Here is a 13,930-nt window from a genome sequence, read left to right on the forward strand (position 1 = left end):
CACAATCCAGTCGAGGTTTCTCAGGTAGGTCCGGTCAACCGTCGATGACAAAGAGTTCCCCTCCGTCGAGGAGGTCGGAGATGACCTCGTAGCCGGTGTCGGTGACGGCGACGACATCTTTGACCTGGAACCCGAAGCGGTTCGGGATCATGGCGAAAGGCTCGACTCCGATGATCGCCCCGGACTCGATGACATCAGTCGATGTACCGCTCAGGTAGGGCAATTCGTGCATGTCGAGGCCCATGCCGTGGCCGAAGAACGCGATCGCATACTTGCTCAAAGGTCCCAACGCATCGACGTAGGTACGGTAGATCTGGCGGGGGTCAGCTCCTGGACGAATCATCCGCAGACCGGCCTGACGCGCCCCGCTCACCAGATCCCAGTGCCATTGGACGTCTTGACTGGGTTCACCGACCACTGCGGTGCGGGCGACGCCTGCCTGGTATCCGTCTCGGCCGCCGAAGATTTCGACTCGAACCACATCTCCGTGGTCGATCTTCCGTGATGTCGGCCCAGCGTTCGGGTATTGGCTCCCGAGCCCGGTCGCGGCGATCAGAAAACGATGTTCGCTGACACCGGAGGAGTACAACGCGGACACGATGCTTTCGCCCAGTTCGGTTTCGGACTGCCCTACCGCCGCCGCTTCCAGGCCGACCCGTAACGCGTTGTCGGCGGCCAGCGACAACTGGCGGATGGTATCGAGTTCGCCGCGGGTCTTGCTTGCGCGCAGAAGTTCCAGGTCGTCGTCGATGGCGACCCAGGTCACGTCAGGTAGCGCGGCGCGCAGCCGGTCCAGCCGCACGGCGGGGATGAAGTCCGTTTCGATCCCGATCCGTAACGGTCCGGTGCCCCAACTATGCCCGATGAGGCCGGCCAAGGCCACCATCGGTTCCTCGACGAATTCCTTCCACACCACCAGCGGAACTCCCGGCATCGCGTCGGTGACGAAGCTGCGCTCCATGTCGATCACCAATACGCCCGCCAAGTCGTCAGGACCGATCAGAGCTGCGGCATGGCGCCAGCGCATCAACGGATGTGACACGATCCGTAGACCGGTGGCGTAGGTGAAACCCTGCGGGGAGAGCAACACCGTGCCGTCGAGGTTCCGGCGCCGCACCAGGTCCGCGATTCTGCCGACCGTCTCTCTGGGCGATAGGGGTGCGGTCTTCTCAACTGTCACGGTGACTCCAACTGACGATGCGCCGGTCGAGGAGTTCGACGACGAGATACGAGCCGTAACCCATCAGCGCGAGCACGACGACCAGGGCGAACGACTCGGCGATCTGTAGTTGAGAGTTGAACGTCGTGATCATCACACCCAAACCGATGTTTCCGCCGACGAATTCGCCCACGATCGCGCCGACGAGAGAAGCCGGAACGGCCAGCCGCAGGCCTGCGAAGATGGTCGGCAGTGAAGCCGGGAGCAGCAGCTTGCGGAACATCGTCCATCTGGACGCGCCCAGTGAGCGCAACAACGTGCGTGCGTCCTGATCGGCGGCGTTGAGGCCCACAACCACGGCGACCAGGACAGGGAAGAAGCAGGACAATGCCGCGAAGAAGACGCGGGGGGCGATCCCGAAGCCGAACCAGATCAAGAACAGCGGCGCGATGGCCACCTGCGGAGTGCTCTGTACGGCGACTGCCAGCGGATACACTGACTTGCGGGCAAAGTTGCTGATGCCGATGATCAGGCCGGAGGCGAAGCCCAATCCGACTCCCATTGTGAATCCGGCGGTAGCCTCGAATGCCGTCCAGTAGAAGTTCTCCCAGAAGTACTGTTGGCCGGCCAGCACGAACAATGCCTGCACGATTTCGCTCGGCGGCGGCACGATCAGGGGGTTGACCAACCCGAGGCGTGACGCGGCTTCCAGCAGGGCAAGCATCGCCAGTAGCGTCAAAACTGGCCAGATCCATGCTGTTCGGGTGTGTTTGGCGATGGTCGGCGACTGCGGTTTCGCGTGTCCGCCGACGGTAGCTGTCATAGTTGCTGCTCGGAGATGTTGTCGGCGAGAGTTTTTCGTATTGCTGCAACCAATGCGACGGCTTCCTGGCTGTCCATCACTTCCGGGGTGCGCGGCTTGGGTAGATCGACGGTCACCCGGTCGACGACCTGTCCCGGTCTCGGCGTCATCACCACGACTTCGTCGGACAGGGCGACCGCTTCGCTGATGTTGTGGGTGACGTACACGATGGTGCGATTGAGCCGCCGCTGCATCGAAGCGACTTCCTGGTCGAGGCGTTCTCGGGTGAACTCGTCGAGGGCGGCGAAGGGTTCGTCCATCAGCAGAACGTCGGGCTCGAAGATGAGCAGCCGGGCGAGACTTGCCCGTTGTTGCATGCCGCCGCTGAGTTCCCAGGGCTGTTTGTGCTCGAACCCGCGCAGGCCGACCATCTCGATGAGGTCCATCGCACGGGCCCGAGCCGCCGAGCGGTCCAGACGGAGCACCTCGACGGGCAGCAGGATGTTGTCCAATGTGCTGCGCCAGGGCAGCAGGACAGGTGACTGGAGCATGATCCCGCAGTCGGCGCGCCCGGCGCTGGCGGGCTTGTCGTTGATCGTGACGGCCCCGGTACTGGGTTCGACCAGCCCGGCGATCATCTTCAGCAGTGTGGATTTGCCGCAGCCACTGGGGCCGACGAGGGATACCACGTCACCCTTGTGGACTGTCAGGTCGACATCGGTCAGTGCGACCACGTCGCCCCCGTTCCGGGTCGGGTATGTCCGCGAGGCACCGGAGACCGAGATGATTGTTGGTGAGCTGGCGAGTGCGCCGTCGTTGAGCATGGCGGTCGGCGAGCACATCACCGAGTGCTGTTGATCTGGTCGATGTAGTCGTTGGTGAACACGTCGCCGAAGGGAACCTCCATGGTGCCGTACACCGCGTTGAGGAGGGTGCTGGTCGACTGCTCGTCGATGTAGCCCCAGCGGTCGCCGATGGGTTCGGTGCCCTGTGATGCCAGATCGACCGAGTAGGAGGCAGTTTCGGGATCGGTGCAACCTTCAGGAGCTTGCTGGCAGACGATCTCGACAGCCTCGGCCTGATTGGTCATGATCCAGTCGGCGGCCTGCAGCCAGCCGCTGGCGAGCTTGATGGCGATCTCGGTCTTGGCGGGGTCCTCGAGCAGGGAGTCAGGGACGACCATCATGTTGCCGGGCAGGTTGGCGAATTCTTCGGGCATGATCGACCGCAATTCCATTCCGGCGCCCATCTCCATGGCGGCCATGTCGCCGCCGCCGTGGGCATAGGCTTGGATCTGGTCGGTCTGAAAGGCGTTGACCACCGCCGCGCCGCCTCCGCCGACGATCGGTTCGTCCCACTCGGTCACGCCGACGGAATTCATCACCGCTGCGACGATCGGGATGGCTCCGTCGGTTGCGGATGTGACGCCGATGGCTTTGCCTTGGAGGTCGGCGGCTGTTTGGATGGCGCTGTTGTCGGCGGGCACGCTCAGCATCGCCACGTCTCCGTGGGTGAGCATGGCGATCGCGGTGATCGGAGCGCCCTCCAAGGCTCCGCCGTAGACGGCCTGGGCGCTTGCCGCACCGTAGTCGGCGTTGCCGGCGACGATCTGCTGCACGACGTTCGACGAGCCGTCGGTGCCGATGCCGCTGACATCGAGCCCCATTTCCGGCCAGAACTTGTCCGCGGCGACGAGGAATGCGGCCCAGTCGATACCCAAGGTCGCCGGCAACACCATGTCGACGCTGGTCATGCCACCTTCAGCCGAGGTGGACTCGGCAGCGTTGTCCGAGGAACACGCGACCAGAGCCGCGCCGGTCAACACGCTGGATGCCACCGCAAGCGAGCGGAACAGGGATTTCTTGCCGTGAACTGCCATTTTCACCTAGCGCCTCTCGGATCCGCATCTCTGGTCAGTTGTTAGTTATAAGACCAGTTTGTTTCAGCGCCGTTTCGGTCGGTTTCTTTCAGGCAAAAGCCTGCAAATCATGAGGCTCGGGTTCGCTCAGCCCAACTGACCTGCGACGAAATCGACCACGGCGGCGGCCACGTCGCGGTGTTGAACTTCGTTGAGAACGTCGTGACGTGCGCCGGCGAACTCGACGAACCGCAGTGCGTCGATCTGTTCGGCGTACGCGCGGACCGCGCCGACGGGCGCGATCAGGTCATTGCTGCCGTGCACCGCCAGCGTCGGAACGGTCAGTCCGGGCAGCTCGGCACCGAAGCGGTCCCAGCCGCGATCGAGTTCGCGGACCAACGCGACGCCGTCGGCGCCGACAAACGCCAGCGGGTCGTTGATCAGGGAGTCGACGTAGAACGGGTCGGCTGACAACAGGGCCGGGTCGAGGTCGAACGTGGTGTTGGGGTCTCGCAGGGCGGGCACGGCAACCACCGGTGCCCCCGAGACCACCGCGGCGCGGTACGTCTGAGGTTGCGCGAGCACCCGGAAAAGCGTCACGACCGCGCCGAACGAATGGCCCTGCGCCACCAGGGGCACACCGGGGCGGCGGTCGGCGGCCAACTCGGTCAGCGCGTCGGCCAGTGCCGAACTGTCCTCGATCGTGCCGAAGTCGCCCCGGTCGCCGGGGCTGAGCCCGTGCCCGAACTGGTCGACTGCCCACAGGTCGATACCGGCGGCGTTGAGCGCGAATCCGTAGCGGTGGTACAGACCGGTGTGCTCGCCGAATCCGTGCAGGAAGATGACGGCCGCTCGGGGTTCTTCGGCCGCCCAGTGCCGGTAGTAGGCGGGGCCGAGGCGGTGGTCGGCGCGGTGTTCGAGGAAGGGCATGCCGCCGACGTTAGTGGGCGCCCAGCAGCACGGTGCGCTGCTCGGCCATCCGGGCTCCGATCGCCTCGACGACCGCCGACACCTCGGGTCGACGCAGGGTTTCTTCGCGGGTCACCAGCCAGTACGTGAGCCGGATCGACACCTCGGTGGCCAGAACCCGGACCAGATCTGGGTGGCGGTCGGCCATGAAACACGGCAACAGCCCCAGACCCGCTGACGCCCGGGTGGCCTCCACATGGACGAACACATTGGTCGACGTCACCGACTCCCGCATGGCCGGCGCGAAGCTGGGTGCCAGATCCAGATCGTCGACCTGCAGCATCGAGTCGATGAAGTACACCAACGGGAACCGTTGCAGATCGGCGACATTCGCCGGCGAGCCGTGGTCGGCGAGATAGTCGCGGGACCCGTACAGCCCGAGGCAGTAGTCGCCCAGGCGAAGGGCTTTGGCGCGGTGCACGGTCGGTTCACCGACCACCACCTCGACGTCCAGGCCAGAGCGCTGCTGGCTGGCGCGCCGGGTCGCCGCGACGATCTCGACCGCCACATTGGGGTGTTCACGCTGTACGGCAGCGGCAGCGGGCGCGGCGATATAGGCCGAGAATCCGTCGGTGGCAGAGATGCGGACGACGCCTTCCAGCGCCCGCTTTCCGCCGGCCTCGGTGCTCAACGAGCGGACCGCGGCTTCGACCGCCTCCGCCGCGGCGAGTGCTTCGCGCCCCAGCTCGGTCAGCTCCCAACCGCCCGAGACGCGGGCCAGCACCCGCCCGCCCACGGCCAGCTCGAGTGCAGCGATCCGCCGGCTGATGGTCGTGTGGTTGAGACCGAGTTCGTCGGCGGCGGTCGTGTACTTACCGGTGCGTCCGACCGCCAACAGGATCAGCAGGTCATCGGCGCTGGGTCGTCGGCTCGGACCGGTCATGTCTGCATTTTCGCAGATGCTTCCTGCAGGTTTGGTCATTGCTCGGCCGGGGCACCTGCATGAATACTCACGACTGAGTGTGGCGGCTGTCACAGAGGAGGGAGTACCGATGACCACCCAACAAAGCTCCGATGCATCGGGGGGCAAGGTCAGCACCGGACTGAAACGCGTTGTCGCCGCGTCGATGGCCGGCACCGTCGTCGAGTGGTACGAGTTCTTTCTCTACGGCACGGCGGCGACCCTGGTGTTCAACAAGGTGTTCTTCGCCCAAACCGGCAGCGAGCTCGACGCGATCCTGGCGGCGTTTCTGACGTACGCGGTCGGCTTCCTCGCCCGACCCCTCGGCGGTGTGGTCTTCGGGCATTTCGGCGACAAGTACGGCCGCAAGAAGCTGTTGCAGTTCAGCCTGCTCCTGGTCGGTGCCGCCACCTTCTTGATGGGATGCCTACCGACGTTCGGTCAGATCGGTTACTGGGCGCCGGCCCTGCTCGTGGTGCTGCGGTTCCTCCAGGGCTTCGCAGTCGGCGGAGAGTGGGGTGGCGCCGTGCTGCTCGTCGCCGAGCACAGCCCCGACCGGCAGCGCGCATTGTGGGCCAGCTGGCCGCAGGCCGCCGTGCCCGTCGGCAACATGCTCGCCACCGTCGTTTTGCTGGTCTTGACCACGACGCTGTCGGACGAGGCGTTTCTGTCCTGGGGTTGGCGTGTGGCGTTCTGGCTGTCGGCCGTGGTGGTGCTGATCGGCTACTACATCCGCACCAAGGTCACCGACGCACCGATCTTCGTGGCGGCCCAAGCAGAGGTCGAGCGCGTGAAGGCGGTGTCCTACGGTGTCGTGGAGGTGCTGAAGCGCTACCCGCGCGGCGTGTTCACCGCGATGGGCCTGCGGTTCGCCGAGAACATCATGTACTACCTCGTGGTCATCGTGTCGATCACCTATCTGAGCCAGCAGGTCGGCGCCGATACCGGCGACATCCTGTTGTGGCTGCTGATCGCGCACGGAGTGCACTTCCTGATCATCCCCCAGGTGGGTCGGCTCTCCGATCGCATCGGTCGCCGTCCGGTCTACATCGTCGGCGCCATCGGCGCGGCAGCGTGGGGATTCATCGGGTTCCCGATGATGGACACCGGTAACTACCTGTTCGTCATCGGCGCCATCGTTCTCGGCCTGATGATCCACGCCCTGATGTACTCGCCGCAGCCGGCGATCATGGCCGAGATGTTCCCGACCCGCATGCGGTATTCCGGTGTGTCGCTGGGGTATCAAGTGACCTCGATCGTGGCGGGGTCGCTGGCCCCGATCATCTCCGTGAAGCTGCTCGACATCTATGACTCCTGGGTACCGATCGCGATCTACCTCGCAGTCGCCGCGATCATCACCTTGGTGGCAGCGCTGTTCATGCGCGAGACCAACGGTGTCGACCTGGCGATGATCGACGCCGCCGACCGCGAGCAGCTGGCGGAGGCGGGGGCGCGGTGAACGACCTCGACGGCCGTTCGGCTCTCATCACCGGCGGCGCCGGCGGAATCGGGGCGGCGTGTGCGCGGGAACTGGCGCAGCGCGGTGCGAAGGTGACCGTCGCCGACATCGACGAGGCGGGCGCGCAGAGTGTCGCCGACGAGATCGGTGGTTCCGCATGGACGCTGGACCTGCTGGATGTCGGGGCGCTCGAGGACCTGGACTTGCACACCGACATCCTGGTCAACAATGCCGGCGTACAGACGGTCAGCGAGATCGCGGCATTTCCGCCCGACAGGTTCCGTCTGATGATGACGCTGATGGTCGAGGCGCCGTTCCTGCTGATCCGGGCCGCACTTCCGCACATGTACCGCAACGAGTTCGGCCGCGTCATCAACATCTCGTCCATCCACGGCTTGCGCGCATCGCCGTTCAAGGCCGCCTATGTCACCGCCAAGCACGCGCTCGAAGGTCTGTCGAAGGTCACAGCGCTGGAAGGCGGTCCGCACGGCGTCACCAGCAACTGCGTCAACCCCGGCTACGTCCGCACCCCGCTGGTGACGAAGCAGATCGCCGACCAAGCCCGAACGCATAACATCGGCGAGGACGAGGTGGTGGCGGAGATCCTGCTGAAGGAGAGCGCGGTGAAACGTCTTGTGGAGCCCGAAGAGGTCGGCTCACTGGTGGGGTGGCTGGCGTCGCCGAACGCGGGCATGGTGACCGGGGCGTCCTACACGATGGACGGTGGATGGAGCGCCCGGTGAGCGAGCAGGTCCCGGTAAGACAAGCCCACGCCGGCGGGCCGGCAAGACAAACCCACGCCGGCGGGCCGGCAATTGAAACCCACGCCGGCGGGCCGGCAATTCAAACCCAGTGGGAACCGACCGAGCAGGACATCGCCGATGCGCGGGTCACCGACTTCGCGCGGTTCGTCGAAGCCCGCACCGGTGGGCAGTTCGGTGACTACGCCGCGCTGTGGCGCTGGTCGGTCGAGAATCTCGACGATTTCTGGGCGGCGCTGTGGGACTACTTCGAGCTCGGCGAACGCGGCGAGACCGTCGTGGAGTCCGTCGACATGCCCGGCGCCCGGTGGTTCCCGGGCACGTCGCTGAACTATGTCGATCAGGTGATCCGCCACGCACGTGCCGATCGCCCGGCGATCGTCCACGTCAGCGAGCAGGAGCCGGACCGGGAGATGTCCTGGGACGAACTGCTCGGCCGCACGGCGGCCCTCGCCCAGACGCTGCGTTCCCACGGGGTCGAGCCGGGGGATCGCGTGGTGGGCTACCTGCCCAACATCCCCGAAGCCGTGATCGCGTTCCTGGCCACCGCATCCGTGGGGGCGGTGTGGAGCGCGTGCGGGCAGGACTATTCGGCCAAGGCGGCGCTGGACCGGCTGGGGCAGCTGGAACCGAAGGTGCTGATCGCCGCGGACGGCTATGTGTTCGCCGGTAAGTACCGCGACAAACACGAGGACGTCGCGGCGCTGAGTGCCGGTTTACCGACCCTGGTGGCCACGCTGGGTCTCGACGACCTTGCCGCCCACAGCGACCAGCCCGTCGACACCGTCGCCGTCGAGTTCGACCATCCGCTGTGGATTCTGTTCTCGTCAGGCACCACCGGGCTGCCGAAGGGCATCGTGCACGGTCACGGCGGTGTTGTCGTGGAGCATCTGAAAGCCGTTGCACTGCAGTCGGACATGGATCGCGACGACACGTTCTTCTGGTTCACCAGCCCCAGCTGGATGATGTGGAACTTCCAGGTGGCCGGCCTGCTGGTGGGTGCGACGATCGTCTGCTACGACGGCAGCCCCTCGTCGCCGACACCAGATGCGCTGTGGGGCATCGCCTCCCGGGTGCGGGCCACAGTGCTGGGCACCAGCCCAGGCTATGTGCTGGGTTGCATGAAGGCCGATGCGGATCCGAGCAAGAGCCACGACCTGTCCGCGCTGCGGACGGTCGGTATCACCGGGTCGTCACTCCCGCCGGCCTCATCGCTGTGGCTGGCCGAACACGTGGGCGTGCAGGTCGCGTCCATCAGTGGCGGCACCGACGTGGTGTCTGCATTCGCCGGGGGGGTGCGCACCGTGCCGGTGTGGCCGGGCGAGCTGTCCGCCCCCTATCTGGGCTGCGCGTTGGAGGCGTGGGACGAATCCGGCAAACCGGTACGCGGCGAGGTCGGTGAACTCGTGATCACCAAGCCGCTGCCTTCGATGCCGGTGAAATTCTGGAATGACCCTGATGGGCAGCGTTACCGCGACGCGTATTTCGAGATGTTCCCGGGCGTATGGCGGCACGGGGACTGGATCACCCTCACCGATCACGGCAGCGTGATCGTGCACGGGCGCTCCGACTCCACCCTCAACCGGCACGGCATCCGCATGGGTAGTGCCGACATCTACCAGGCCGTCGAAAGCCTTCCCGAAGTGGTCGAGGCGCTGGTGATCGGCGCCGAGCAGTCCGACGGCGGCTACTGGATGCCGTTGTTCGTCGTCCTGGCCGACGGACTCGAGTTGACCGACGAGTTGCGCGAGACGATCAAGGACACCATTCGCACCGAGGTTTCGCCGCGGCATGTCCCCGACGACATCATCGTCGCGCCGGGAGTGCCGCACACCCGCACTGGCAAGAAGCTCGAGGTGCCCGTCAAAAAGCTCTTCCAGGGCGGTGATTCAGCCAAGGTCGTCGAGCGCAGCGCCGTCGACGATCCGGCGCTGCTCGACTGGTACCTCACGCAGCGTCGAACGTGATGAGGTTGATGCTCAGTCCGTCTTCGATGATGCTGCGGCGGCTGACGGGGGTTCGGCCACGGACACGTCACCGCAACGTCAGCGTCTGCGCGGAGTCGTAGCGCTCCCGCACGTGCGGCGTTGGGTCGGCCGTGTACACGGCTGGGCTGCCCACCGACCACGGCGGCGGGGCAGACTGACCGCCGAGAACCCAGGCCGCCTGACGGGCCGCTCCGAGTGCGACGTACTCGGACGGTCTCGGCACGTGGACGTCGAGCCCGAGCACGGCGGGCGCAATCTGCCGGACTGCCTCTGATCGGGCGCCACCTCCGACCAGGATGATTCTCTCGACGTCGACTCCTTGACCGCCGATGGTGTCGACGCAGAACGCCATCGAACTGAGTAGACCCTCGACAGCGGCGCGGGCCATGTTCGCCGCGGTCATGTTCCGGGAGGTGACGCCGTGCAGCGCGCCCGAAGCGTCTGGCAGATTGGGTGAACGTTCCCCGTCGAAATAGGGAATCAACACCATGCCTTCGGAGCCCGGCGGTGCCGACAGCGCGAGGCGGTCGAACTCGGTGAAGTCCACCTTCAGCATCGCCGCCACGGCGGCGAGTACCGGGGCGCCGTTGAGAGTGCACACCAGGGGCAACTGCCGTCCCGTCGCATCAGCGAAACCTGCGACGAGGCCGTCGGCGTCGTGTGGAGCGGCCGTGGCCACGGCGCTCACCACACCGGAGGTTCCGAGGGAGACGATGCAGTCCCCGGGAACTGCCCCCAGCCCCAACGCGGCAGCGGCGTTGTCGCCCGCGCCGGCACCCAGCAGCGCCCCCTGGGAAGCGGTGCCGGCCGATTCCCGGGGGCCGAGGACTTGCGGAACCACGGGACGCCTCCCGCGGAAGGCCAGTTCCAACAGGTCGGGCTGGACGGCGTTGCTCTCGGCAGAGAAGTACCCCGTTCCGCTCGCGTCGCTGCGATCGGTGCGCAGATCGGCGATGTCCGACGAGCCACTCAGCCGCCACGTCAGCCAGTCGTGCGGCAGGCACACCGCCGCGGTCGCGTCGGCGTGGTGTGGTTCATGGTCGGCCAACCAGCGCAGCTTCGTCGCTGTGACAGCCGCGACCGGCACCACCCCGGTGCGACGCGCCCATGCCTGCGGGCCTCCGAGTTCGTCGGTCAAGTCAGCGGCCGCGTGAGCAGACCGGGTGTCGTTCCACAGCAATGCGTCTCGAACGACTCGGCCGTGGGAATCCAGGCAGACCATGCCGTGCTGCTGGGCGCCGACCGAGACTGCCGCGACGTCGGCGATGCCGCCGACGGCGCTCATGGCCTGCTCGAGCGCATCCCACCAACGATCAGGATGGACCTCGGTGCCATCGGGATGCGGTGCGGACGCCGAGCGCAGGATCTCTCCGCTGTCCGCGTCGCACACCAATACCTTGCATGACTGTGTGGACGAATCTATACCGGCGACAAGGGACATCGTCAGTTCCTTCCGGGGTCGGCGAGCACGGGACCAAAGGCCAGTTCGGCGGCGCCGATCATCAGGGTGTCTGCCCCCAGGGTGGCGGGAACGACACGGACCAGCTGTCGCGGGGCGGTCATGCTGTGGCGGGCCAGTTCGGCGCGCAGGGCCTCTGCGGCGTACCGGGGGAAGACCCGAAGGAAGCCACCCAGCACGATCAGGCCGGGGTTGAGCATGTTGATCGCATTGCCCAGGGCGATCGCCAATGCCCGAGTCTGCCCGCTGAGTACCTGCCGCTCGTCCTGATTCGGTTCTGCCGAGCTGTGTTCGGTGGGTCCGCCTGACTCGCTGTCGAGTTCGGACAACAGCCGTGCGAGCGGCGCGTGGGTCACCTCGGTCTCCAAGCAGCCGATGCTGCCGCAGTGGCACGCGCCGGTCCCCCCCACAAAGGTGTGGCCCAATTCGCCGGCATAACCGGCCAGCCCTTCGAGCAGGCCGCCGGCGACCACGAAGCCGGCGCCGATGCCGCTCGGGCCGCCGTTGACATAGATGAGGTGTTCGGCGCTGTGATGGTTGCCGAACAGATGCTCGGCGATCGCCCCGGCGTTGGCATCGTTGGCTGCGTACACAGGCAGTTCCGTTGCGGCGCTGAGCATCGGGCCGATATCGGCGTCATGCCAATCGAGATTGGGTGCCAGTTGTACGGCCGACTGCCGACTGTGTACCAGACCGGGGACCGCGACTCCCACGGCCGTGATGGACTGCGCATCGCTCAATGTGCGGCGGATCTCGGCAAGCGTGTCCACGACAATCGCCACAGTGTCCTCGGGTGTGGGCACCCGGTCGGTGGCACAGCGCAGCACTCGCAGGACTGCGCCGCCCATGCCCACCAGGCCCACGGTGACCGCGTCGACTTCCGGTGTCACTGCCGCGGCCAGCACCTTGTGTGCCGGGCGCACGACCGGACTGGGTCTGCCCACCTGAGACGGCGCCGCGGCGGGGGATTCTTCGACGAGTCCGCGCGCGACCAATTGTTCGACGAGATCCTTGGTGGTCGACCGGGACAGCCCGGTGTGCCGAGTGAGCTCGGCGCGAGTGAGGGCGCGATGCCGGTGAACCAGCGTCAACACGGTCGACAGATTGCGCCGGCGGACGTCATCGGTGTTGGTCCCGACTCGGACCGTGCTGCCATTTCCGGTCGGCTTCAACGCCACAACCACCCCTTGCATTCGGTCTTGACAGTGTTGCAGGCCACATCTTATGTTCGGGCGGAGAACAAAACAAAATGGTCTGGGCCGCGTGGCCCGCACCGACACCTCATGATCTCGGAGGAGCATCCGCGATGACCGTCCTGGAATCCCGCGCCGCGTCGGACTCCCTCATCCCGCGGCGGTCCGACAAGTTCTCGTTCGGCCTGTGGACGATCGGTTGGCAAGGCAATGACCCGTTCGGCGTCGCGACACGGCCCCTGCTGGACGTGACCGAGGCTGTGGAACGGCTCGCGGATCTCGGTGCATACGGTGTCACACTGCACGACGACGACCTGTTTGCGTTCGGAAGTTCGGATACCGAGCGACGCCGAATGATCGACCGACTGTCCTCGGCATTGAGCGCGACGGGTCTGGTCGTGCCGATGGTGACGACCAACCTGTTCACCCAGCCGGTCTTCAAAGACGGCGGGTTCACCAGCAACGACCGTGCAGTGCGTCGGTTCGCTCTCCGTAAGGTCTTGCGCAACATCGACCTGGCCGCAGAACTCGGAGCGCACACCTTCGTCATGTGGGGTGGTCGTGAAGGAAGCGAATACGATTCGGCCAAGGATGTCCGAGCCGCGCTGGAACGGTATCGCGAAGCGCTCGATCTGTTGTGCCAGTACGTGATCGATCAAGGTGTCGGAATCCGCTTCGCCATCGAACCCAAACCCAACGAGCCTCGAGGCGACATTCTGCTACCCACGGTGGGACATGCGCTGGCCTTCATCGAGACCCTCGCCCACCCCGACATGGTCGGGGTGAATCCGGAGACCGGTCACGAGCAGATGGCCGGGTTGAATTTCATGCACGGGATCAGCCAGGCGCTGTACAGCGACAAGCTGTTTCACATCGACCTCAACGGACAGCGCGGGATCAAGTTCGACCAGGACCTGGTGTTCGGCCATGGTGATCTGGCCAATGCCTTCGCGCTCGTCGACCTCCTCGAACACGGTGCCCCCGGCGGCGGGCCCGCCTACGACGGGCCCCGGCACTTCGACTACAAGCCGAGCCGTACCGAGGACGCCGACGGTGTCTGGGCCTCCGCTGCGGCCAACATGCGGATGTACCTGCTGTTGCGCGAACGCGCGGCCGCATTCCGCGCCGATCCTGAGGTCGTCGCCGCGATGGCCGCGGCCAAGGTGGAGGAGTTGCGCCAGCCCACCCTCGACGCGGGCGAGTCCTACGCCGATCTGATCGCCGACCACACCGCCTACGAGCAATTCGACGCGGACGCCTACTTCGGTGGAAAGGGTTGCGGATTCGTCGCCCTTCAACAGTTGGCACTCGAGCACCTGATGGGAGCCAGGTGACGGTCAGGCGCACCGATATCGACAACCAACCAATTCATCGACCGGGA

At 65.9% G+C, this 13,930-nt stretch carries 12 protein-coding genes; 4 read left to right on the top strand and 8 right to left on the bottom strand.

Going from position 1 to position 13,930, the window contains the following annotated elements:
- Positions 1–34 precede the first annotated feature (34 nt).
- The 6 genes from J3476_RS03470 to J3476_RS03495 form a co-directional block, all read right to left on the bottom strand.
- Complete coding sequence (locus J3476_RS03470) at positions 35–1,180, bottom strand: Xaa-Pro peptidase family protein (protein ID WP_207065148.1); 1,146 nt, start codon at positions 1,178–1,180, stop codon at positions 35–37.
- Entirely contained in the window at positions 1,170–1,982 is an 813-nt protein-coding gene (locus J3476_RS03475) for an ABC transporter permease (RefSeq protein ID WP_207065149.1), read from the bottom strand. Before J3476_RS03475 ends, J3476_RS03470 begins: the two co-directional genes overlap by 11 nt.
- Positions 1,979–2,803 carry an ABC transporter ATP-binding protein gene (locus J3476_RS03480; protein ID WP_207065150.1) on the bottom strand — a complete coding sequence of 275 codons (825 nt, stop codon included), beginning with the start codon at positions 2,801–2,803 and terminating at the stop codon, positions 1,979–1,981. Before J3476_RS03480 ends, J3476_RS03475 begins: the two co-directional genes overlap by 4 nt.
- Positions 2,803–3,840, bottom strand: a complete 1,038-nt coding sequence (locus tag J3476_RS03485; protein WP_207065151.1) for an ABC transporter substrate-binding protein — start codon at positions 3,838–3,840, stop codon at positions 2,803–2,805. Before J3476_RS03485 ends, J3476_RS03480 begins: the two co-directional genes overlap by 1 nt.
- A 126-nt stretch (positions 3,841–3,966) precedes the next feature.
- Entirely contained in the window at positions 3,967–4,749 is a 783-nt protein-coding gene (locus tag J3476_RS03490) for an alpha/beta fold hydrolase (RefSeq protein WP_207065152.1), read from the bottom strand.
- A 10-nt stretch (positions 4,750–4,759) separates the two neighbouring features.
- A complete protein-coding gene (locus J3476_RS03495) occupies positions 4,760–5,710 on the bottom strand; it encodes a LysR family transcriptional regulator (RefSeq protein WP_373889014.1) in 951 nt (316 codons plus the stop codon).
- A 70-nt stretch (positions 5,711–5,780) separates the two neighbouring features.
- On the opposite strand from J3476_RS03495, the gene J3476_RS03500 reads away from it, so the two are divergent.
- The 3 genes from J3476_RS03500 (at position 5,781) to J3476_RS03510 (ending at position 9,876) form a co-directional block, all read left to right on the top strand.
- Positions 5,781–7,148 (top strand): MFS transporter, encoded by a 1,368-nt coding sequence (locus tag J3476_RS03500; protein WP_207065154.1) that lies wholly within the window; start codon positions 5,781–5,783, stop codon positions 7,146–7,148.
- Positions 7,145–7,891, top strand: a complete 747-nt coding sequence (locus tag J3476_RS03505; RefSeq protein ID WP_207065155.1) for a 3-hydroxybutyrate dehydrogenase — start codon at positions 7,145–7,147, stop codon at positions 7,889–7,891. Before J3476_RS03500 ends, J3476_RS03505 begins: the two co-directional genes overlap by 4 nt.
- Positions 7,892–7,989: 98 nt before the next feature.
- A complete protein-coding gene (locus tag J3476_RS03510) occupies positions 7,990–9,876 on the top strand; it encodes an acetoacetate--CoA ligase (protein WP_286182578.1) in 1,887 nt (628 codons plus the stop codon).
- Between the two features lie 67 nt (positions 9,877–9,943).
- Here J3476_RS03510 and xylB read toward each other — a convergent pair whose 3' ends face one another.
- Together xylB and J3476_RS03520 are read right to left on the bottom strand one after the other, a co-directional pair.
- Positions 9,944–11,338 carry a xylulokinase gene (gene xylB / locus J3476_RS03515; RefSeq protein ID WP_207065157.1) on the bottom strand — a complete coding sequence of 465 codons (1,395 nt, stop codon included), beginning with the start codon at positions 11,336–11,338 and terminating at the stop codon, positions 9,944–9,946.
- A 2-nt stretch (positions 11,339–11,340) separates the two neighbouring features.
- On the bottom strand, positions 11,341–12,534 hold the full coding sequence (locus J3476_RS03520) for an ROK family transcriptional regulator (protein ID WP_286182559.1): 1,194 nt from the start codon (positions 12,532–12,534) through the stop codon (positions 11,341–11,343).
- A gap of 128 nt (positions 12,535–12,662) precedes the next feature.
- Here J3476_RS03520 and xylA point away from each other — a divergent pair, with 128 nt between their 5' ends.
- Positions 12,663–13,883 (top strand): xylose isomerase, encoded by a 1,221-nt coding sequence (gene xylA / locus J3476_RS03525; protein WP_207065159.1) that lies wholly within the window; start codon positions 12,663–12,665, stop codon positions 13,881–13,883.
- Positions 13,884–13,930: the final 47 nt, after the last annotated feature.

It is taken from the genome of Mycobacterium sp. PO1 (assembly GCF_017312405.1).
GTDB lineage: Bacteria > Actinomycetota > Actinomycetes > Mycobacteriales > Mycobacteriaceae > Mycobacterium.